The 21,343-nt window shown below is 57.3% G+C and carries 19 protein-coding genes and 1 riboswitch; of the genes, 12 read left to right on the top strand and 7 right to left on the bottom strand.

Going from position 1 to position 21,343, the window contains the following annotated elements; genetic code table 11:
• The gene (locus A3193_RS15185; RefSeq protein WP_069003427.1) at window positions 1-450 is read left to right on the top strand and encodes a YbjQ family protein; all 450 of its coding nucleotides are present in this window, start codon (window positions 1-3) and stop codon (window positions 448-450) included.
• A 10-nt stretch (window positions 451-460) separates the two neighbouring features.
• Complete coding sequence (locus A3193_RS15190) at window positions 461-1,321, top strand: M48 family metallopeptidase (RefSeq protein WP_069015213.1); 861 nt, start codon at window positions 461-463, stop codon at window positions 1,319-1,321.
• Window positions 1,322-1,722: 401 nt separating this feature from the next.
• Here the strand turns inward: A3193_RS15190 and A3193_RS15195 are convergent, their stop codons facing one another.
• The 6 genes from A3193_RS15195 to def form a co-directional block, all read right to left on the bottom strand.
• On the bottom strand, window positions 1,723-3,093 hold the full coding sequence (locus tag A3193_RS15195) for a sigma-54-dependent transcriptional regulator (protein ID WP_069003421.1): 1,371 nt from the start codon (window positions 3,091-3,093) through the stop codon (window positions 1,723-1,725).
• A gap of 30 nt (window positions 3,094-3,123) precedes the next feature.
• Window positions 3,124-5,322 (bottom strand): ATP-binding protein, encoded by a 2,199-nt coding sequence (locus A3193_RS15200; protein ID WP_069015214.1) that lies wholly within the window; start codon window positions 5,320-5,322, stop codon window positions 3,124-3,126.
• Complete coding sequence (locus A3193_RS15205) at window positions 5,304-5,852, bottom strand: DUF4390 domain-containing protein (protein WP_069015215.1); 549 nt, start codon at window positions 5,850-5,852, stop codon at window positions 5,304-5,306. Before A3193_RS15205 ends, A3193_RS15200 begins: the two co-directional genes overlap by 19 nt.
• Complete coding sequence (rsmB, locus tag A3193_RS15210) at window positions 5,849-7,174, bottom strand: 16S rRNA (cytosine(967)-C(5))-methyltransferase RsmB (RefSeq protein WP_069003418.1); 1,326 nt, start codon at window positions 7,172-7,174, stop codon at window positions 5,849-5,851. The genes A3193_RS15205 and rsmB overlap by 4 nt, the downstream gene beginning before the upstream one ends.
• A complete protein-coding gene (gene fmt / locus A3193_RS15215; protein ID WP_069003417.1) occupies window positions 7,174-8,112 on the bottom strand; it encodes a methionyl-tRNA formyltransferase in 939 nt (312 codons plus the stop codon). The genes rsmB and fmt overlap by 1 nt, the downstream gene beginning before the upstream one ends.
• Window positions 8,113-8,217: 105 nt before the next feature.
• Window positions 8,218-8,751: a peptide deformylase gene (gene def / locus A3193_RS15220; RefSeq protein WP_069003416.1), complete on the bottom strand. Its 534-nt coding sequence runs from the start codon at window positions 8,749-8,751 to the stop codon at window positions 8,218-8,220.
• Between the two features lie 191 nt (window positions 8,752-8,942).
• Here def and A3193_RS15225 point away from each other — a divergent pair, with 191 nt between their 5' ends.
• The 4 genes from A3193_RS15225 (at window position 8,943) to topA (ending at window position 14,186) form a co-directional block, all read left to right on the top strand.
• Entirely contained in the window at window positions 8,943-9,977 is a 1,035-nt protein-coding gene (locus tag A3193_RS15225) for a LysM peptidoglycan-binding domain-containing protein (protein WP_069003415.1), read from the top strand.
• A gap of 66 nt (window positions 9,978-10,043) precedes the next feature.
• Entirely contained in the window at window positions 10,044-11,201 is a 1,158-nt protein-coding gene (gene dprA / locus A3193_RS15230; RefSeq protein WP_069015216.1) for a DNA-processing protein DprA, read from the top strand.
• Window positions 11,198-11,674, top strand: a complete 477-nt coding sequence (locus tag A3193_RS15235) for a Smg family protein (RefSeq protein ID WP_069003413.1) — start codon at window positions 11,198-11,200, stop codon at window positions 11,672-11,674. The genes dprA and A3193_RS15235 overlap by 4 nt, the downstream gene beginning before the upstream one ends.
• 235 nt (window positions 11,675-11,909) lie before the next feature.
• Window positions 11,910-14,186, top strand: coding sequence for a type I DNA topoisomerase (gene topA, locus A3193_RS15240; protein ID WP_069015217.1), 2,277 nt, complete (start codon window positions 11,910-11,912; stop codon window positions 14,184-14,186).
• Window positions 14,187-14,241: 55 nt separating this feature from the next.
• Here topA and A3193_RS15245 read toward each other — a convergent pair whose 3' ends face one another.
• Entirely contained in the window at window positions 14,242-14,829 is a 588-nt protein-coding gene (locus A3193_RS15245) for a YqiA/YcfP family alpha/beta fold hydrolase (RefSeq protein WP_069003411.1), read from the bottom strand.
• 145 nt (window positions 14,830-14,974) lie between these two features.
• Window positions 14,975-15,202: riboswitch (cobalamin riboswitch) on the top strand.
• Window positions 15,203-15,312: 110 nt separating this feature from the next.
• Here A3193_RS15245 and A3193_RS15250 point away from each other — a divergent pair.
• From A3193_RS15250 to A3193_RS15275, 6 genes are all read left to right on the top strand, one after another.
• Window positions 15,313-17,274, top strand: coding sequence for a TonB-dependent receptor (locus A3193_RS15250; protein WP_069015218.1), 1,962 nt, complete (start codon window positions 15,313-15,315; stop codon window positions 17,272-17,274).
• Between the two features lie 3 nt (window positions 17,275-17,277).
• A complete protein-coding gene (locus A3193_RS15255; RefSeq protein ID WP_069003409.1) occupies window positions 17,278-18,105 on the top strand; it encodes an ABC transporter substrate-binding protein in 828 nt (275 codons plus the stop codon).
• Window positions 18,105-19,103: a FecCD family ABC transporter permease gene (locus A3193_RS15260; protein WP_069015219.1), complete on the top strand. Its 999-nt coding sequence runs from the start codon at window positions 18,105-18,107 to the stop codon at window positions 19,101-19,103. Before A3193_RS15255 ends, A3193_RS15260 begins: the two co-directional genes overlap by 1 nt.
• Window positions 19,100-19,897, top strand: coding sequence for an ABC transporter ATP-binding protein (locus A3193_RS15265; RefSeq protein ID WP_069015220.1), 798 nt, complete (start codon window positions 19,100-19,102; stop codon window positions 19,895-19,897). The genes A3193_RS15260 and A3193_RS15265 overlap by 4 nt, the downstream gene beginning before the upstream one ends.
• A gap of 98 nt (window positions 19,898-19,995) precedes the next feature.
• On the top strand, window positions 19,996-20,733 hold the full coding sequence (locus tag A3193_RS15270; RefSeq protein WP_069003406.1) for a hypothetical protein: 738 nt from the start codon (window positions 19,996-19,998) through the stop codon (window positions 20,731-20,733).
• A 190-nt stretch (window positions 20,734-20,923) separates the two neighbouring features.
• Entirely contained in the window at window positions 20,924-21,337 is a 414-nt protein-coding gene (locus tag A3193_RS15275) for a hypothetical protein (RefSeq protein WP_069015221.1), read from the top strand.
• Window positions 21,338-21,343: the final 6 nt, after the last annotated feature.

The following is a 21,343-nucleotide window of genomic DNA, read 5'->3' on the forward strand; positions in this document are numbered from 1 at the left end:
ATGATAGACCTGATCATCCTGGTCACCCTGCTGGCTCTGGGTTACGGCTTTGGCAGCTATGCGGAGCGCAGACACTACAAATCCATTATCACCCGGGAGAATACCCTGCGGCATATCCCGGCTGTCACCTCCAGGTTCCCTCCGCTGGACAGAAACCACACTGATGCAGCCCTGGTCAGTGGCAGTGTCGTGGTCTCAGTAGACTATTTCAAACGCTTCATTGCCGCACTGAGAAATCTGGTAGGCGGTCGTGTCACCTCCTATGAGAGCCTGGTCGATCGTGCCAGACGGGAGGCCATACTGCGCATGAAGGCAGAGGCTGAACAACTCAATGCTCAGATTGTCTTCAACGTTAAGCTGGAGACCTCCAGCATCCACAAGGGAAGAGGTAACAACATCGGTTCGGTTGAGGTCTTAGCCTATGGTACCGCTTTAAAAACCAATCCTTAGAAACCGAGCGATGAAATACAGTAACCCGCAAATTCCCGAAGGGATCAACACCAGCAAGCAGCACCCGTTAAAAGAGTTCTTCATGCTCACAACCGGGGTGCTTGGTTTGATTGTAGCCGCTGTACTGTTGCTGGGTTTTTTCGCTGACAAGCTGGCCCACCACATCCCCTTTGATGTGGAGCTGAAGATTGCTTCGAAAGAGCTGCTTGAAGCGCCGGAACCGGGCCCAATGCAGAGCTATCTTGAAGCGTTGACCGAACGGATTGTCAGCGCACAGGGACTATCGGAAGAGATGCCGATCACCGTGCATTATGTCGATAACGACACGGTCAATGCCTTCGCCACACTCGGCGGCCATATCTATATGTTTCGCGGTCTGCTGGAAAAACTGCCAAACGAAAATGCACTGGTGATGGTGCTCGCCCATGAGATCGCCCATGTCAAACACCGTCACCCGATCCGCAGCCTTGGGCGCGGTATTACCATCGGACTGGCGCTCTCCATGGTCAGCAGTACGCTGGGTGACATGATGGCCAATCAGATCGTCAGCAATACAGGCATGGTCACCTCATTGACCTTCAGCCGGGATCAGGAGCGCGAGTCCGACAAGACCGCACTCGAGACGCTGATGGTGCTCTACGGCAATGTGGTAGGTGCAGACCAGCTGTTCAGAGTGCTACTGGAGGCCGAAGGCGCGATGAAGGTACCGGAGTTTTTCAGTACCCACCCATTGTCGGAGAAGCGTATTCAACATATCCATGTTTTTGGCAGAGAGCTCTCCAGTTCTACATCAAGCGCGCAAGCCACGCCGCTACCCAGCGACTTTCCCAGCTGGCTACACCTGACTGATAACGATCAAGGTCGCGAGTAACAACAGACACAAAGCCTGAAAGCCCCTCTCCCTTTACGGGATATGGGTTAGGGAGATGGTGTACGTGAAGCGTTTTTTCACAATATCGGTGCAAATCACACCTGCCGATCAATCGTGACTGCAGATTGCTGAACAATTGGATAACGCGGCTATCGCCCCCTCTCCCCCGCCCCCTCTCCCACGAGGGGAGAGGGGAGCTATATAACCAGGCCATTCACCACACCGACGCTTTCTATTCTCCATCGAATGTTGTTCGTTCGCCTGTGGAGACTGACCCGATTGGCAATATGGCAAACTCAGCGCAGCGCCTGATAATTCCCATCGATGACACTCATCTTAAGTACCAATCGGGAATAACTTTCAGTCGATGCAGCCCCGCCTCACCCGGAACAGACCAATGCTCAGCGCTTATCCTTAAACTCAATCTCTAACGACTTGAGCTTACGGTAGAGATGAGTCCGCTCCATGCCCACCTCTTTGGCCATACGTGAGATATTGCCTTCGTGCTGCTTGAGCTGGTACTCCAGATAGACCTTTTCGAACTCCTCTCTGGCCTGGCGCAGAGGCTGATCCAGTGAGACCGGGGATTCCGGACCGACCAGCGAGCCGCCCAACTCCGGCGCTCCCATTGAAGACTCAACCTCCTCCTGGGAGATCTCGCTGCCGGCACCCAGGATCAACAACCGCTGCACCAGATTTTTCAGCTCCCGCACATTGCCATGCCAGGGGTGGTTGCGCAGGGTGTTCTGAGCACCCACGTTGAAGTGACGGTAGGGGAGTTTCTCATGGGTTACATACCAGTCCACGTAGAAGTTGAGCAGCTCCGGCACATCTTCAGCATGTTCACGCAGCGGCGGCACATGCAGGGGCACGACATTCAGATGATAGAAAAGATCCTCACGAAAGGTGCCGCCCTGCACCGCCTCTTCCAGGTTGTGCTGGGTTGCGGCGATGATGCGTACGTCGATACTCACCGGCTCGCTGCCACCGACCCGCATGAAGCGACCGGTATCCAGAGCGCCGACCAGTTGCGACTGGGCCTCCAGATCCATATCCGCCACTTCATCGAGAAACAGGGTGCCACCCACCGCCTGCTCCAGCCTGCCGTAGTGGATGCGCCCATCCTCTTCGCTGCCGAACAGCTCCTGGGCGGCATTGCCCTTGACGATGGCACTGACATTGACCTCCACGAAGGGGCGGTCGCGACGCAGGCTTTGCGAGTGCAGATAGCGGGCCAGGGTCTCCCGGCCACTGCCCGGCTCACCGGTCACCAGTACCCAGGTATCGTGCTGGGCGATACGTTTCACCTGCTCTCTGAGACGCTGCATCACGGTACTTCTACCAGTCGGTTCATGTACCGCATGGACATGTTTGCGCAGCCCGACGTTTTCCTGTTTGAGCTGTTCAGCTTCCAGTGCCCGTTCGACGGTCAGCAGCAACTTGGCCAGAGAGAGGGGCTTTTCAAGAAAGTCATAGGCGCCAAGCCGGGTCGCTTCCACCGCCGTCTCCACCGTACCGTGACCGGACATCATGATCACCGGACAAGGCAGCCCATCATCCTCACCCCACTCTTTCAGCAGCGTGATGCCATCCATATCCGGCATCCAGATATCGAGCAATATCAACTCCGGCCGACGCTCCCGCAGAGCCTGTCGTGCACTCTTGCCATCTTCCGCCATGGAAACCTCATAGGACTCATCCTGCAGAATCTCTTTGACAAGATTGCGAATGTCCGGCTCATCATCCACCACAAGGATGTAGGCCTTACTCATACTTGACTCTCCTCGCGCCTTGATTGGCGCTTATTCAGGGGCAACAGGGCCATTTGGATTCGTGTTATCAGGCCCTGGATCCACCAACATCGGCAGCTGCATAACCATACAGGCACCCTTATCGCAATTCTCCGCCCAGATGATACCGCCATGCTCCTCGACAATCTTCTTGACGATTGCCAACCCCAGCCCGGTACCCTTCTGCTTGGTTGTGACATAGGGTTCGAATAACTGCTGCATCATCTCCTGGGGTATCCCAGGGCCGTTGTCCTGCACCCGCAACTCATAGTTGGGATGCTCATCCAGCTTCACCACCTTTGAGACCAGACTCACTTCAGCATCAGGGACACCTTCGAGTGCCTCAACCGCATTCTTCAGCAGATTATGCACCACCTGCCTGATACGCAACGGGTCAGCTTCCACACGAGCCTGATCGGCACTCATCTGCAGATCAAACTTGATACCCTGATTTGCCCGATAGAGATCAAACACCTCACCAACCAGATGCTCCAGCTTTACCGGCTTGGCTGCCATCTGTGGCGGCTTGGCGTATTCCGAGAAGTCATTGACCATGCTCTTCATCGCTTCAACCTGCTGCACGATGGTGTGGGTGGCCCGGTCCAGGACCTGGGCATCCTGCTCCGGCATGCTCTTGAGATACTTATGCCTCAATCGCTCGGCTGACAGCTGTATCGGGGTCAGGGGATTTTTAATTTCATGGGCAAGACGTCTTGCCACCTCACCCCAGGCCGCATCCCGCTGGGCACGGATCAATGCGGTGACATCATCAAACAGCACAATGTGTCCGATTCTACCATTCGGCTGGGCGAACGGTGTGGTCCGGCAGATCAGCACTTTACGTCCCTCACCGCCGAACATGGTCAGCTCTCCCCGCCACTCTTTCTCCATCTCACCCAACGGCGCCTCGAGTCCATCGGCAAACTGTCTCAGGATCGGGGAATCCTGGCCCAGGTTGCTGATCGACTCCCCGGCCACCTGATTCATGTTGACCCCGAGAATCTTACCCGCCGCCGGATTGGCGGTACGCAGTTTACGCTGGGCATCGAAGGTCAGCACCCCGGATGAGAGTCGCGCCAGCACAGTCTCGAGATAGGCCCGCTGACCCTCCACCTCGCGCTGACTTCGATCCGCATGATCCCGCGCCTGACGGATCCGCCGGGTCATGGCATTGAACGAGGCAACCAGAAAGGCGAGTTCGTCGGCGCGCCGGGGAACCGGCAGCTGACGATCATAGTCACCACCGGCAACCGCTTTGGTACCGGCCGCGATGTTGGCAATCGGCGCAACCAGGCGACGAGCGGAGAAGAAGGCGGCCCAAACCGCGGAGAGCACCGCGAATATCAACACCAGCGAGAGGGTCAGGGAGAAATTACGTTTCAGTGACTGGCGCAGAAAGGAGAGCTCCTTGTAACGGTTGTAGGCCAGCTCCAACTTCTCCGAAAGTACACTGACCCGTTCCGATGCCGGGTAGAGCCCCTGGATGATCAACGGCCTGCCCAGAGGATCGGCCACTGCCACCCGGATCATCAGTTCATCCTTGTCCCGCGCCAGACCCACATAACTGCTACCTTCCCGCAGACGCTGCATGATGTAGTCGTCAGGTTTGGCCGGCGCCAGCTCATCCGCTACCGCATTGGAGTAGGCGATGATCTGTCCACCGGGATCACTCAGTGACAGCTCCAGCGCACCGGACTGCTGACGCAGCCGCGCAATGGTCAGGGAGAGCGCCGACTCGGAGGTATCGGCGATGCTCAACAACTGCTGTTCGGTATATTTCAGCCAGACCCTCTGATTCAGCGCCAGCGAGGCCTGACCCAGCTCCCGCGCATCCTCCATCGCCTGGTCGATCTGCACATCGAACCAGCTGTCGATGCCCCCCTGCAGAAAACTGAAGGAGTAGTAGTAGACCACCCCGACCGGCGTCAGCGCGATCAGGGTGAAGATCAACACCATGCGCAGGGTAAGACGGGAACCCGCACTGTGGCGTAGATACTGGCGAATCAAGCGGATCGAGTTGTAGGTGATCAGCACAAACAACACAAACATACCGGCCAGGTTGAAGATTAACAGCGGCACGAAATAGCGGCTCAGTTCGGCTGAGTTCTGCACCGCGCTGCTCATCAGATGCAGACTGACCAGCAGCAGAATCAGCAGCAGACCGACTGAGAGTCCGCCCAGACGTAAACGACTCAGGGTTGAAGGGGCCATTGGGACCATCCGGTTGTTAGTTTCCAGCCGCCACCCAGATAGGCCAGCGGTTGCAGCGGTAACGGCAGGGAGTCAATATCCAGATCGGCGCGCAAACGCAGCTGATAGGCCTCACCGGGAATCAGCTGCACCAGGCGCACCAGTGGCAGGTTGTTGATCTCCCCCAGTGCGTAGAGCGCCGCCTCCTGGGTGACAAAATTCTGTTCATCGCCGGATTGCATATCCACCACGCGATAGAGTTCGGTCAAGGCATGGTAGCGAATCTGAAACCACAGGGTCTGGGCAAACGGGCTGGGCTCCCAGAACCCCCGCCAGACCTTATCCACCACCAACTGTACCTTCAGGGTCAACGGCACACCATTGCTCAAGGCCTGATGCGCCTTGTCACTCAAGGCATAGTCGATACGCGCATTCAGCCGATAGCCGTTATCCACTTTATTGATCTGCACCTCCTTGACCGAAAAACTGGCGCCGTTGGCCTCGGTAAACACGATCAACAGCATCAGTAGTAGGAGAATTGTGTGTTTCATTGCGGCTGTTTTACCAAAGCTGCATAGAAAAACCCATCCATGCCCGCCTCGCCAGGCAGGATCTGCCGCCCCACATCACAGGCCTCTCCCCACGCCACCTCCATTGGCAGGGCGCGGGCATCCGGCTGTTCGGCAAGAAAACGGCTCAACTGACGATGATTCTCATCTGCCAGGATCGAACAAGTGACATAGAGCATCCGGCCACCCACCTCCAGCAGCGGCCAGACTGCTCTCAGAATCTCTCCCTGCAGCTTCACCAGCGCGGGGATATCCGATGCTCTGCGCAGTTGTTTGATGTCCGGGTGTCGACGTATCACACCGGTTGCTGAGCAGGGCACATCCAGCAGAATCCGCTGATACTGTCGCTCGGCCCAATCCCCCTCTGGATTCGCCGCATCACCCACCACCAGGTCCGCCTGCTGATCGAGCCGGGCCAGATTCTCCTCCACCCGCTGCAGCCGCTCGGCACTGAGGTCGACGGCGGTCAGGCGGACTGTGGGTTGCCGCTCCAGGATGTGACAGCTCTTGCCACCCGGTGCGGCGCAGGCATCCAGGACATGCTCTCCGGGCTGAGGATCGAGCAACTCCGCCGCCAACTGGGCAGCGCCGTCCTGAACCGACACCCAGCCCTGCTCAAATCCGGGTAATCGGGTGACATCCATGGGTTGCTGAAGCGTCAGGCCTGACTCGATATAGGGAATGGTCTGAGCGGTTATATCCATCTCCCGCAGACTCTGTTGATAGTCCGCCAAAGCGTGTTTAGCCAGATTGACCCGCAGACTCATCGGTGGACGTTGGTTCAGTGCCCTGACCCGCGACTGCCATTCGTCCGGCCACTGCTCGCGCAATGCGTCCAGCAACCAGCGGGGCATGTCATAGGCCACCTCCGGTTGATCGGCGATTGCTTTCAGCAGACTCTCCTGCTGACGCTGAAAGTTTCGCAGAACGCCATTGATCAGTCCCACAGCCCATTTTTTCCCCAGCTGCTTGGCCGCGCCGGCCGTCTCATGCACCGCGGCATGATCCGCCACCCTCAGATAAAGCAGCTGGTAGAGTCCGATCAGGATCAGCGCAGCGATGTCCCGATCCCGACTCTTCAGGGGTTTGCTGAGCAGACGTCGGCTCAAGGCGTCGAGTTGCATGAAATTGCGCATCACCCCATAGGCGATCTCCTGCACCAGGCCACTGTCCCGTGGATCAGCAATTTCAGCACTGTGTTTGGGTATCGACTCAGACAGCGAGTGACCGCTCAGCACATCCCCAATCACCCGGGCCGATACTGACCTGGGATTGGTTATTGTTGGTCGTTTGCGACCCCCCATCAAGTCAGTACCACACCATCCATGGTGTGGGCATTGAGAAAGTCCCCGGCCGCCATCGCCCGTTTACCGGGCATCTGCAACTGGGTGATACGCAACACCCCTTCCCCGGTAGCCACATCAAAGCCCGTTTTACCGGTTGCCACCACCTGACCCGGGGTTGCGGATCCGTCACCACTGACAACCTCGCTGTTCCAGACTCTCATCACCTTCTCCCCATACAGGCAGTGGGCCACTGGCCAGGGATTGAATGCGCGAACCTGGCGATCAATCTGCACAGCCGACTGGGACCAGTCGACCCTGGCCTCCTCCTTATCGAGCTTGCTGGCGTAGTTTGCCTGGGAGTCGTCCTGGGGTATCGCTTTGACCCGGCCTTCACTCAGACCGGGCAGAACCTCGATCAGCGCCTCTGAACCCAGTTCAGCCAGCCGATCATGCAGCGAACCACCGGTCTCGGCCGGATCGATCGGTGTGCTGCGAATACTCAGCATGGGGCCGGTATCGAGTCCGGCCTCCATCTGCATGATGGTCACCCCGGACATCTCATCACCGGCCAGTATGGCGCGCTGGATGGGAGCCGCCCCCCGCCAGCGCGGCAGCAGCGAAGCGTGAATGTTGATACACCCCAGCCTGGGTATATCCAATACCGCCTGGGGCAGCAGCAGGCCATAGGCCACCACCACCATCAGATCGGCCTGATGCCGCTGCAGGATCTGTTGCGCTTCAGGATCCTTCAGGGTCTTTGGCTGAAAGACCTCGAGATCGTGCTCCACGGCAAGCTGTTTGACCGGACTGAACTGCACCTTTCTGCCACGTCCGGCCGGTCGGTCCGGTTGGGTGTAAACCGCGACAACACGATGCTCCGTTGAGAGCAGAGCCTGTAGAGCCGAAGCGGCGAAATCCGGCGTACCGGCGAATATTATTTTCAGTGGCTGAGCCATGGGATGGATTCCAAAAAAGTCCTTAGCAGTTGTTTTTTAACAAGTTTGGGATGCGGGTCTCAGACAGATCCCGGATCACCGATGAAGATTGTTTCAGGGTCGGCTTCAGATCACCTCGCGGGCACCAGCTGTGGAACTGGTCTGCTGGCGGCTCTCCTTCTCCAGCTTTTTACGGATACGCTGACGTTTCAGGCTGGAGAGATAGTCGACAAACAATTTACCATCCAGGTGATCCAGCTCATGCTGAACACAGACTGCCAGCAAGCCTTCGGCTTCCTCTTCAAACGGAATCCCGTCCCGGTCCAGGGCTTTGAAACGGATCCGGTCCGCCCGGCTTACGGTTTCGAAAATACCCGGCACAGAGAGGCACCCTTCCTCCATCTGTTCAATCCCATCTTTCTCTACAATCTCGGGATTGATCAGGCAGAGCGGCTCGTTCTTCTCCTCCGAAAGATCGATTACCACCACCCTTTTCGCCACATTGACCTGGGTTGCGGCCAGCCCGATACCCGGCGCCTGATACATTGTCTCAAGCATATCGTCAACCAGCCGACGTATAGAGTCGTCGACCTGAGCCACTGGTTTGGCTTTGTTGCGTAGCCTGGGATCGGGAAAATGAAGTATGTCGAGAATCGCCATTGGTTTATCCAAAATCTATAGTACAAATGCAAGAAATTGCGCTAACATAATGATCATACTGGAAACTGGTGTACTGTCCCATAGGGTTTCAACCGCTGAAACGAAGACAGTAGCGGCAGTAGCAGGGGAGTTCCCCAGCCTCTACCCTCACCAAATCGAAGCGTTTCCGTATCGTACCCAAGGGAATAGTCATGTTACATTTTAACAACAAACTCATCGGAGTCATCAGCGGCTTGCTGCTCTCCTTCGCTTCGCTGGCCGCTGACCACGTGGCGCTCAACCCAACCCACCCGGAACGCTATACCGTCGTCAAGGGCGATACTTTATGGGATATCTCCTCGATGTTCCTGCGTGATCCCTGGTTATGGCCGGAGGTGTGGTACGTCAATCCCCAGGTTGAAAACCCTCACTTGATCTATCCTGGAGATGAGTTGGTACTGACTTATCTGGATGGTCGCCCGATATTGAAGCTGGACCGCAAAGGCAAGCTCTCCCCGAGAGTTCGCGCCACACCGCTTGATCAGGCCATCCCGACCATTCCCATCGATGCAATCGCGCCGTTTCTGACCCGTCCCTATGTGGTTGATGAAGATCAGCTGGAAAAAGCCCCCTACATCGTCCATTTTCTGGACGATCACATTGTGGGTGGTGCTGGCATCAGCTACTACGCCCGCAGCATCATGCAGGAGCAGCCGAATCAGTACGCCATCGTCAGACCTGAAAAGCCATACAAAGATCCGGATACCGGAGATACCCTTGGCTATGAGGCGATCTATGTGGGCTCCTCCGAACTGAAACGCACCGGCGACCCAGCCAAACTGCTGATCACCACATCAGAGCAGGAAGCGATTATCGGCGACCGTCTGATCAAGGTGATGGAACAGGAGCCGCTGATCGATTTTCAGCCCAGAGTTCCGGATATGCCGATTGAAGGCCGGATCATCTCCGTACTCAACGGCGTCTCCCAAATCGGTCAATATAACGTGGTAGTCCTCAACAAGGGCAGCAACGTGGGCCTGGAAGCCGGCCACGTACTGGAGATCCTGCAGGGTGGTCATGAGATCCGAGACATCGTCATAGGACGGGGTGAAAAGGTCACATTGCCCCTGGAAAAAGCGGGTCACCTGATGGTTTTCCGCAGTTTCGAGAAGGTGAGCTTCGCACTGGTGATGAATGCCACCAAACCGCTGCACATTCTGGATTGGGTACGCCCACCCAAAGATTGATCGGCTGATCTGCCGGCGCGCCGATCCTGCGCCGGCAGCTTAACCTGCAACAGGATCTGAGGCATCATGGACGATATGCCACCAACCACACCCGATAAACTGGATGCCTGGCTCCAGGTCACCCATACCCCCGGCATCGGCAATCGCTATTTCAAACGGCTCATCGAACGGTTTCAGACAGCCGAGGCCATTCTAGCGGCGAGCCCTGATGAGCTTGCCTCCCTGTCGATACCGCAAACCGCCATTGAACAGCTCTGCAATGCCAACCGACAGCGCATCGAATCCACCCTGGAGTGGCTGGACCAGCCGGGTCATCAGGCGGTAACGTTGAACGACCCTGATTATCCCCCGCTGCTCAGAGAGATCGATGATCCACCCGCGATACTCTATCTGATCGGCAACCGGGAGTTGCTGATGCAGCCCCAGCTTGCGGTGGTGGGTAGCCGTAATCCCACCCAGTCCGGGCGGGAGAATGCCAGGGAGTTTGCCCGTTTCCTGGCCGGCTCTGGTCTCACCATCTGTAGCGGTCTGGCCCTGGGAATCGATACCGAGGCCCATCAGGGTGCCATCTCGGCCGGTCACACCCTGGCTGTCATGGGTACGGGACCGGACCGCATCTACCCGGCCAAAAACCGGGAGCTGGCCCATCAGATCGCATCCGAGCATCTGCTGATAACCGAATTCCCACCGGGAACACCTGCAAAAGCCGAGAATTTCCCAAGGCGCAACCGCATCATCAGCGGCCTCTCACTCGGTGTTCTGGTGGTGGAAGCGACGCTGCAGAGCGGATCGCTGATCACCGCCCGACTCGCCGCAGAGCAGGGAAGAGAGGTCTTCGCCATCCCGGGATCGATTCACAACCCACAATCGAAGGGTTGCCACACCCTGATTCGCCAGGGGGCAAAACTGGTGGAATCGGCTCAGGACATCGGCATCGAGCTGGGACCATTGGCCGGTCTGCTCGAACCGCTAACAGAGCAGACTCAGCCAGCCACACCACAGTTGCAGCGCCAAACCGATCCAGATTACCAGCGATTGGAGGAGGCGCTGGGGTACGACCCGGTCTCAGTTGATGAATTAATCACCCGAACCGGTTTGACCCCGGAGGCAGTTTCGTCCATGCTGCTCTTGCTCGAGCTCGAAGGTCATGTATCATCGGCACCCGGTGGCTACTACAGTCGCGTATTAACAGCATCCCGCCCGAGCGGGAGAGAGAGCAAATGAACGAAAACGTGGTCGACATTCTGATCTATCTCTATGAAAACTACATGGATGGTGAACATGCACCGCCAACGGATCAACATGAACTGCGGGATGAACTGATTCAGGCGGGCTTTCCTTCAACAGAAATCAGCAAAGCTTTCGACTGGTTGGACGAACTGGCGGAAAATGCCCAGGACCAGCAGCACGACACACGTCAATCCCACTCACTGAGGATCTTCACCGAAGAGGAGACTACCCGCCTGGATGTGGATTCACGGGGTTTGTTGATGTTTCTGGAACAGAACGAGATTCTCACCCTGGCAGCCCGCGAGCTGGTCATCGATCGGGCCCTGGCCCTGGACACAGCCGTCATCGCGGAAGAGGAGCTGAAATGGATTATTCTGCTGGTACTGATGAATCAACCTGGCCAGGAGGCTGCTTTTGCCCGCATGGAAGACATGGTCTATAACGAAGCACCGGTCTTTCTGCACTGAGCGATAGCGCCCGGTTTTTGAATACACATCAGACTGACCAAGCCGGTTGCATGACACCCGGCAGGGTCGAATCCTCCCCATTGATTTTCATCGGACGACACCCCGCCGAAACGGAATTCCACAGGATTCAAGACCACATTTTGACTGCGGTTTAAAATAAAAAAACTTGATTTCTTCAACGCGGGGCGTTTCACTGTGCCGCATTTTTCAGTTGAAACCGACACGAAATAACCGAATGAACCTGGTAATTGTTGAGTCGCCGGCAAAGGCGAAAACCATCAAAAAATACCTCGGAGGTAACTTTGAGGTACTGGCCTCCTATGGCCATGTTCGTGACCTGATACCCAAAGAGGGGGCGGTTGATCCTGATAAGGATTTCGCCATGAAATATCAGGTCATCGAGCGAAACGACCGCCATGTGCAGGCGATTACCAAGGCTTTGAAAAAATCGGAAGCACTCTATCTGGCCACCGATCCGGATCGGGAGGGTGAGGCCATCTCCTGGCACCTGTCGGAGCTGCTCAGAGAGCGTGGCAAACTGAAAAACAAGCCGGTCTATCGGGTTGTGTTCAATGAAATCACCAAAAAAGCGGTGAACGATGCGATTGCCAACCCACGGGACCTCTCCCACGATCTGGTGGACGCCCAGCAGGCAAGGCGCGCACTCGACTATCTGGTCGGTTTCAATCTCTCCCCCCTGTTGTGGAAGAAAGTAAGACGAGGTCTCTCGGCTGGCCGGGTACAGAGTCCGGCACTGCGCATGATCGTAGAGAGGGAGCTTGAGATTGAGGCGTTCAAGGCCGAGGAGTTCTGGACCATAGAAGCGGACACCGAGAAGCAGAAACAGGCCTTCTCTGCCCGCCTGACCCACTTCCAGGGTGAAAAACTGGAGAAGTTCAGCATCACCGATGAAGCCTCTGCCAAGGCGACAGAAGAGAAACTGCAGAAAGCGGGCGAACAGGGACTGTTGGTCGTCAAGGTTGAGAAGAAGCAGCGCAAACGCAATCCCGCGCCCCCCTTCACCACTTCGACCCTGCAGCAGGAAGCGGCGCGCAAGCTGGGTTTCACCACGCAGCGTACCATGCGTACCGCCCAGCAACTCTATGAAGGTGTGGATGTTGGCCAGGGCACGGTCGGTCTGATCACCTACATGAGAACCGACTCAGTGAACCTGGCGGATGAGGCGACCGCAGAGATCCGCGAACTGATCACACAACGCTATGGCGCCGACCAGCTGCCGCCCCAGGTACGCCAGTTCAAAACCAAAGCGAAGAATGCCCAGGAGGCCCATGAGGCGATCAGACCGACCTCGGTAAGCCGGGTACCGGATGAGATCAAAAACCATTTGAGCAAAGACCAGGCGAAGCTCTATGAGCTGATCTGGAAACGCTCGGTGGCCTGTCAGATGATTCACGCCACCATCCATACCGTGGCGGTCGATCTGCAGTGCGGTAGCGGCAATCTGTTCCGCGCCAACGGTTCGGTGATTGCCAAACCGGGCTTTATCGCGGTCTACCAGGAGGGCCTGGATGATGGTGCGAAAAGTGATAGCGACGAGAAACTGCTGCCCGCTCTGGAAGAGGGGGAGACCCTGCCGCTGAAGGCGATCCGACCGGAACAGCACTTCACTGAACCACCACCACGCTACAGTGAGGCCAGCCTGGTAAAGGCACTGGAGGAGTACGGTATCGGCCGCCCTTCCACCTACGCCTCGATCATCTCCACACTGCAGGACCGGGAGTATGTGATACTGGAGAAGAAGCGCTTCAAACCCACCGATGTGGGCCGGGTGGTGAACAAATTTCTCACCGAATACTTCACCCGCTATGTGGACTACGGCTTCACCGCCAATCTGGAGGACGAACTCGATGCGGTCTCCCGAGGTGAAGAGGAGTGGGTCCCCCTGTTGAGCAAGTTCTGGGGGCCATTCAAGGACCGGATCGATCATACCCAGGAGAACGTCAAACGCAGCGACGTCACTCATGAGGCGCTGGATGAAGCCTGCCCGAAATGCGGTGAGCAGCTCTCCATCCGGCTTGGCCGACATGGTCGCTTCATCGGCTGCAACAACTATCCGACCTGCGACTACACCCGCGACCTGAATGCGGACAGCAGCGAAAAAGAGGAGCCGGAAGTGGTCGAGGGGCGCAAATGCCCTGAGTGCGACTCGGATCTGGTGATCAAACGGGGCCGTTACGGCAAATTCATCGGCTGCTCCAACTACCCCAAATGCCGCTTCATCGAACCGCTGGAGAAACCGGAAGATACCGGAGTGACCTGTCCGAAGTGCAACAAGGGCAACCTGCTGAAGCGTAAATCCCGTCGCGGTAAGATCTTCTACTCCTGCTCGACCTATCCCGATTGCGACTATGCGATCTGGAATGAACCGATTGCGGAACCCTGCCCCAATTGCGGCTGGCCGGTGCTGACCATCAAAACCACCAAGCGTAAAGGCAGTGAGAAAGTCTGTCCGCAGAAAGAGTGCTCGTTCTCTGAACCCTACGAAGGCTGATCACCGCCAACCCGGCCTGTTGGGCCGGGTCGATATCGGGGCGTCCCGTAGCCGCCTATAAAAACGACTGGTGTATCTGGTCGATGATCGCCACCGCGTCATCCATATGCTCGAAAGTGTGGCTGCCCCCCTCGAAGCAGTGCATGGCCACCCTGTCGCCATATACCTCCTGGGCAATCCGGTAGTCGATCAGCTCATCCCCCTTGTCGACCAGCACCGTGGTCGGCACCGCCAACGCCTCAACCGGTGTGTGATAGCGACGGGTATCAGCAACCATTCTCGAGGAGAGAAAATAGCCCTGATTCAGGGCTTCATTGAACTGCCAGCCGACCACCTGTTTCAGCAGCTGCCAGGGTTGCAGTGCCGGATTGATCATCACCAGATGGTGAAAGCCGAGACGCTGTGCAAGCCAGGCTCCATAGAAGCCCCCCATAGAACTGCCGACAAGCAGTCGTGGCTCATCGGTCCGGCCCGGCTCGCTCAGCAGCCGGTTCAACTCATCACTCAATCGGGCAACCGCCAAATCGGCACTATGGGCCGGGTAGGTGGGGCTGATCAGATCAATCCCGGGCAGCGCCTGACGCAGCAATGCCGCCTTGCCGGAACTGCCGGCACTGTTCAAACCATGAAGATAGACAATCATTCAGAGACTCCGAAAACCCTCGCCACACACCGCACAACGAGCACTGTGCAAACGCTTCAACAGCGCACCATCATAAGCCCGGATCGCTTTTATACAACTGATACAAGAGATTGATTCACTTGACCAAACCAGCACATCGCTGTAGTTTGCTCAGCCTGCTGAAGGTGCCTGCCCGAGAGGGCGGCTCAACCTTGGGGGAATGAACTCCGCCCAAGGGGAAACGGGAAGCAGGTGTAAGACCTGCGCTGCCCCCGCAACGGTAAGTAGAGTGTGACATCGCAACAGCCACTGTGCAGAACGCATGGGAAGGCGCCGATGTCCGGTGAAACCACCAATCTACAAGCCCGGATACCGGCCTAAGCACGAGCCGGTGTTGCGGAGGGCGACCGAGGAGATCAGAGCGGATTCCTGCCAACTGTTTCTCTGCAGACACCACACCCCACATTAAGTAGTCGACGCGGGTGTGCGTCTACGGGAGAAACCATGAATCAGCAGTCACATTCCTGGTGGGTGGCACCATTGCTCCTCACCTCACTCTACAGCTCGTCAAGCCAAGCGGATACGGAGCTGACCCCCTTGATGGTCAGTGCAACCCGCAGCGAACAGGTAAATCCACTGATCCCGGCCAGCATCCGGCTGATTGACCGTCAACAGATCGAACGCAGCGCAGCCAGTAACCTGCTGCAGCTGCTCAACGGCCAAAGCGGCATCCAGATCTCCAGCCTGGTGGGCGATGGCAGCCAGGCGGTTGTGGATATGCGCGGTTTCGGGCCCACCGCCGGGGCCAATACCCTGATCCTGATCGATGGACGAAGATTGAATAACTCGGGCGACCGGGCCAACCCCGACTTGAACAGCATCGACCTGAAGCGTGTCGAACGTATCGAGATTCTACAAGGCAGTGCGGGTACGCTCTTCGGCAACCAGGCGGTAGGCGGCATGATCAACATCATCACCCGGGTGCCGGAAAAACTCTCCGGCCAGGTGAGCGCAGCTATCGGCAGCGATCACCATACCAACCTCCATGCGGGGATCGGCGATCGGCTGGATAACGGCCTCTCCTATAATCTTTCAGCTCAGCAGAAGAAGAGTGACAACTACCGGGAACAGAATGAGGCCGAACGTACCGACCTCAACCTGCGGGCCGACTACCGGCATCGACTTGGCAAGCTGTTCTTCGAACAGCAGTGGATCGACGATGAGCAGGAGAACCCCGGCTCCCTGTTTGCCGAGGAACTCGCTGCCGACCGGCGCCAGTCTGCTGATGTCTACGCCGGGGACTACACAAACAGTGAATCGAAAGTCAGTCGACTCGGTGTGACACAGGATCTGAACGCCCACTGGTCACTGGAGGGTGAACTGACCTACCGAAAGAACGAGCGGGAGTTTCAAAACAGTTTTCGCAACTTTCCCGGTTCACCCGCCACTCAGGATCGCACGGTGAAAAGCTTCAACCCCCGTTTGATCGGTAACCTCTCCCTGCCAACCGGTGATGCCCTGATCACCGCCGGCGCCGATCTGGAGCGGACCGACTACACACTTCACACCAGCTTTGGTCCGCAGATCCTCGATCAATCGATCGACGCCATCTATCTGCAGCTGCTTGCGCCGGTCAATGAAGAGACCAGGTTCACCCTGGGCTACCGCCATGCCCGAATAGACAATCTGATCGAAACAGCGAGCGGCAGCGATCGACTCGATGACCGGATCGATGCCGCCTCCGCTGGCCTTAACTACACCCCGAGCAAACAGTTACGACTGTTCCTCAGAGCGGATGAGAATTATCGCTTTGCCACCGTCGATGAACATACCAACGTGGTCTTCGGACAGCCAGTGGGCATCGACAACCAGACTGGACGCTCCTATGAGAGCGGTATCGAATGGCAACAGGCCCAACTGACAAGCCGGCTGCTGGTCTATCGCCTCGACCTGGAACAGGAGATCAGCTATGACGCCTCAGGCTTCGTCAACACCAATCTGGAGGAGACCCGCCGCAGGGGGGCCAGTCTGGAAGCACAATGGCAGGTCAGTGAACAGCTCAGCCTGGACGGCAGCCTGACCTACACCGACCCGGAAATCACCGATGGCCCCTTCAAGGGTAATCGGATACCCATGGTTGCCAGCCGCAGTGCAAAACTGGCCGGCCACTGGCAGTTCACCACTGCATGGAATCTCTTTCTGGAGGGTGTCTTCAACAGTGAACGGGTGGTCAGCGGTGATTTCAACAACACTCTGGAGACCCTGCCTGGTTATGGGGTGCTGAATACAGGGGCCCATTTCCGCACGGCTCCCTGGCATGCTAGCCTGCGTATCGATAACCTGCTGGATAAACACTATTCCAACTCAGCAGCTGCAGGCTTTGACAGCACATTCACCCAGAGAGTCGGCTACTTTCCAGCTCCGGAGCGCAATTTTTGGCTAACCGTGAACTATTCGATCGAGTAAACCATGGGGGTTAAGAGACTCACCACCCTACTGCTGGGGCTGTTCAGCCTGGCAACGGCTGCAGCGCCGCCCCAGCGGGTAGTCTCTCTGAACCTCTGCAGCGATCAACTGCTGTTGATGCTGGCTTCACCTGACCAGGTGGCTTCGGTGAGTCATCTGGCGATCGAGCCAAACAGCTCATTTGTTGCTCATCAGGCGGCGGCATACCCGCTCAACCACGCTCGGCTGGAGGAGATCATCCAGCTCCAGCCGGACCTGGTGATCACCGTTCCCTACACCAACCCAAGACTGGTCTCCAGCCTGCATCAGCTCGGTTTCAAGACCTACCAGTTGGCATTGGGCAGTCAGCTGTCAGAGATCAGATCCGAGATCACCGGGCTGGCCAACCGGCTCGGACAGCAGGCCAGGGGTGCAGCGATTATCGAAGCCATGCAGCAACAGGTCGGGCTTGAGAATGAACAGGCCCCAGCGGATCGACCCAGCGCCCTCTTCTATCAACCCAGGGGATACACCTCCGCTGCCGGCACACTGCAGGATGAAGCGATGCGACTCGCAGGTTGGCGCAATCCCGCTACCGAGGCAGGGCTCAGCGGCTATGTTGCTGCGCCACTGGAGCAGGTGATCGAATGGCAACCAGGGCTGTTGATCACTTCAACCTACGGGGAGCCCGGCGTGTCCCGGGCCGAGCAGCTGCTCCACCACCCGGCTCTGAAAAGCGTCATGCAAAACCGCCCCAGCCTGAAGATTCCCTACAAGTACTGGATCTGTCCCGGCCCAATGCTGGCGCAAGCTATCACTCTGTTGCGTAGCGCACACAAGGAGGCACCTTGATGGTCAACCTCCAGCAACAGCGCCTGATCCTCATACTCTGCCTGTTGCTGGCCTGCGCAGCGTTACTGTCACTGCTCACCGGCAGCGCCAGCCTGCCCCTCTATGAAGCGCTGCAACAGAGCTTCTCAGAAGCGGAAGGAGTGTATGGCATCATCCTGACCGAGCTACGCCTACCCAGAACCCTGGTGGCCATACTCGCAGGCGCCTCGCTGGGACTCAGCGGCGCGGTGATGCAGTCACTGCTGCGCAATCCCCTGGCCAGCCCTGGCCTGGTGGGCAGTGCCAGCGGCGCGGCACTGGGGGCTGTCGTCAGCCTCTATTTCGGACTCAGCGCGGTTTTCACTCTGGCCCTGCCGCTGGGCGGCATCGGCGGCGCGCTGCTCGCCACCCTCACTGCCTACCTGCTGGCCGGACGTGAAGCGGGCCCCCTGACTCTGATACTCGCCGGGGTCGCCGTCAACGCCTTTGCCCTGGCCCTGGTCTCACTGCTGCTCAATCTGGCACCCAGTCCCTATGCAGTTCAGGAGATCGCCCTGTGGATGCTCGGTTCACTGGCCAACATCAGCCGCAATGAACTCTGGGTGATGTTACCGGGCACTCTGATCGGCTGGTTGCTGATCTGGCGCCAGGGCCATGATCTCGATCTCCTGACCCTGGGAGAGGAGACAGCGGAGTCCATGGGGGTAGAGCTGGCGAAATTGCGCTGGCGACTGTTTATCGCCGTCGGCCTGATCGTGGGCTCGGCGATATCGGTTACCGGCTCGATCGGTTTCATCGGCCTGATGATCCCGCATATCCTAAGACCCCTGGTCGGTTATCAACCCAGCCGACTGTTGATTCCCAGCGCACTGGGTGGTGCCCTGCTACTGCTTATGGCGGATATCGGGGTACGCACCATACCACTCGATACGGAGATCAAAGTGGGGGTCATCACGTCACTGCTCGGTGCACCGTTTTTTCTCTGGCTGATCCTCAAACAGCGCAGGAGCGGAACATGAGACACCTGATCGGCAGAGGTCTCAGCTTCAACAGAGATCGCCAGTCGATACTCGAGCAGATCGATCTGCATGTCGAAGCGGGTGAAATGCTCGGTCTGATCGGTCCCAACGGAGCCGGCAAGAGCTCCCTGTTGCGCCTGTTGGCCGGTGTCACAGCAGCCGACGCTGGCACACTGACCCTGGCGGGTAAACCGGTGAGTCAGCTGACCCCCAAGTCCCGTGCGCAACAGATCGCCTACCTGCCACAGCTGACCGAGATCGCCTGGCCGATGAGTGTGGAGCGATTGGTCGCCCTGGGACGTCTGCCCCACCTTGAGCATTGGCAGCAAGCCACCCGGGAGGATGAAGCGACGATCGATAAGGTCATCGAACAGACCGATCTGACAGCTTTCAGAAACCGTCCCTACAACACCCTCTCCGGTGGGGAGCAGGCAAGAGTCCAGCTGGCCCGGGCCCTGGTTACCGAAGCGGACATCCTGCTTGCGGATGAGCCGGTATCCGCACTCGACCCAGCCCACCAACTCGACGTGATGGCACTGCTGCAAGCCTATGTGCAGGCAGGCCACGGGGTGATCATTGTGCTGCACGACCTGGCCTTGGCCGCCCACTACTGCAGCAGACTGCAGCTACTTCACCAGGGCAGAACCCTGGCCGAGGGCCAGGCCGATCAGGTGCTCTCGGACAATCACCTTGAAGCCGCCTACGGAATCGCGACCAATCCGCCAGAGCAGCGGGCCGGACATGGCTTCGCCCTGCCCTGGCGACGCATCGAGCCAGAAGACAGGGGCCGGTAAATCGCAACAAGGCGGGAAGACCTGGTCGGATTGACAAATTCTCATCCAGGTTCAATGCTTCCAGGACAAGTCAGTGTAATAAAGCCAAGGGACTGATCATGTTACAACTGCTGCATCTCCCTCTTTTCATTCCCACATTCATCGCCGTTCTGATACGGCCATTGAGGTTTTTCCGCGACTATCATCAGCTGGTCATCAGCCGGGATACCTCCTTCTGGGATATCAATGCGGAACGGGACGATGATCCCTATCTCAGTCCGGTTAAATTTTCCGCCCTGGCGATTCTGCTGAGCAATCTGATTTTCCCACTGATACTGCAACTGGGCGTCATGGTCGGCGCAGTAACGCCTCACTACGCCGCCTTTGCGGAGTGGGCTGAAAAGGAGGGGCACCTCGACCCCTTCAGCCCAACCGGCATCGGGATTGCCGATGACCTGATACGTGAGGTCATCGTATTGGCTATGTTTTACGCCCTTGGGCATCTGATTGCCCTGTTCTCCGCAAAGCGCATACCGGCCAGATTTGCTGCCGGCTACTACTTCTACTGGAGCGCGTGGGGCTTGCTCGGTTCACTGGTCTCTTTTGGACTGATCCTCATCAGCCTGATCGTACCGCTTTACCAGACAGGGTTGCCGCTCATACTCGACAGCTTGATCAACATTGCCAGCCTGTTGATGTTCTTTCTCTTCCCCATATTTTTCTGGCCCAGGTTCATTGAGATCAGTCGCCCCAGATGCGCCGTGGCACTGGCCGGCGGTCTGATCGTCTGGATTGCTCTGATCGCCGTTCTCGCACCCATGATTGTCGACATACCCGATTTCGGCATGAGTCATTGATCCACCTGAGCGGGATTGTCTGTTCAATCGGGAGGCGGTGATTTGCCAATCCCGTCTTGACGACCCGCTGGCCTGATTGGAGAATCAGGATATTGCCAAACAGAGCATCAAGCTACACAGGGAGATGTGTACACCAACTCCCGCAGCGTAAAAAATCGCGCTGCCGTTCAAATACAAGGAGGTCTCACCCATGCAGATCAAAGACTGCTGTTACACCCTGATCGTGATTACAGCACTATCCTCACCAAGCTTTCACTCACAGGCGCGCAACTGCATCAAAGGCAAGCCCTGTGGCAATGGCTGTATCGCCAAGCAGAAAACCTGTCGGATCGATGGCCAAACCAGTACAGCACCCAGCAGCCAGGCCAACGAATCGGTGATCAGAAGAACCGTATTGAGACTGCCGAAGGTTTATCAGATCACGGCTGATGAGGCCTATGCCAGAAAGGCGCCCGACTCCCCGGTTTCAACCGGCTACTATAAGCAGGGACAGCGGGTTTTTGTCTATACCACCGCAGATGGCTGGGCACGCATCTCCAACATGCAACCGGAAGAGTGGTTGGAGTTGAGCAAGTTGCAACCAGTCCACCCTAAGACCAAATAGTTTCAT

The organism is Candidatus Thiodiazotropha endoloripes (assembly GCF_001708965.1).
GTDB classification, from domain to species: Bacteria; Pseudomonadota; Gammaproteobacteria; order Chromatiales; family Chromatiaceae; genus Thiodiazotropha; species Thiodiazotropha endoloripes.

Coding starts and splice junctions, on each gene's coding strand:
- A3193_RS15185 (WP_069003427.1), top strand. CDS start 1: ATGATAGACCTGATCATCCTGGTCACCCTGCTGGCTCTGGGTTACGGC.
- A3193_RS15190 (WP_069015213.1), top strand. CDS start 461: ATGAAATACAGTAACCCGCAAATTCCCGAAGGGATCAACACCAGCAAG.
- A3193_RS15195 (WP_069003421.1), bottom strand. CDS start 3,093: ATGAGTAAGGCCTACATCCTTGTGGTGGATGATGAGCCGGACATTCGC.
- A3193_RS15200 (WP_069015214.1), bottom strand. CDS start 5,322: ATGGCCCCTTCAACCCTGAGTCGTTTACGTCTGGGCGGACTCTCAGTC.
- A3193_RS15205 (WP_069015215.1), bottom strand. CDS start 5,852: ATGAAACACACAATTCTCCTACTACTGATGCTGTTGATCGTGTTTACC.
- rsmB (WP_069003418.1), bottom strand. CDS start 7,174: ATGGGGGGTCGCAAACGACCAACAATAACCAATCCCAGGTCAGTATCG.
- fmt (WP_069003417.1), bottom strand. CDS start 8,112: ATGGCTCAGCCACTGAAAATAATATTCGCCGGTACGCCGGATTTCGCC.
- def (WP_069003416.1), bottom strand. CDS start 8,751: ATGGCGATTCTCGACATACTTCATTTTCCCGATCCCAGGCTACGCAAC.
- A3193_RS15225 (WP_069003415.1), top strand. CDS start 8,943: ATGTTACATTTTAACAACAAACTCATCGGAGTCATCAGCGGCTTGCTG.
- dprA (WP_069015216.1), top strand. CDS start 10,044: ATGGACGATATGCCACCAACCACACCCGATAAACTGGATGCCTGGCTC.
- A3193_RS15235 (WP_069003413.1), top strand. CDS start 11,198: ATGAACGAAAACGTGGTCGACATTCTGATCTATCTCTATGAAAACTAC.
- topA (WP_069015217.1), top strand. CDS start 11,910: ATGAACCTGGTAATTGTTGAGTCGCCGGCAAAGGCGAAAACCATCAAA.
- A3193_RS15245 (WP_069003411.1), bottom strand. CDS start 14,829: ATGATTGTCTATCTTCATGGTTTGAACAGTGCCGGCAGTTCCGGCAAG.
- A3193_RS15250 (WP_069015218.1), top strand. CDS start 15,313: ATGAATCAGCAGTCACATTCCTGGTGGGTGGCACCATTGCTCCTCACC.
- A3193_RS15255 (WP_069003409.1), top strand. CDS start 17,278: ATGGGGGTTAAGAGACTCACCACCCTACTGCTGGGGCTGTTCAGCCTG.
- A3193_RS15260 (WP_069015219.1), top strand. CDS start 18,105: ATGGTCAACCTCCAGCAACAGCGCCTGATCCTCATACTCTGCCTGTTG.
- A3193_RS15265 (WP_069015220.1), top strand. CDS start 19,100: ATGAGACACCTGATCGGCAGAGGTCTCAGCTTCAACAGAGATCGCCAG.
- A3193_RS15270 (WP_069003406.1), top strand. CDS start 19,996: ATGTTACAACTGCTGCATCTCCCTCTTTTCATTCCCACATTCATCGCC.
- A3193_RS15275 (WP_069015221.1), top strand. CDS start 20,924: ATGCAGATCAAAGACTGCTGTTACACCCTGATCGTGATTACAGCACTA.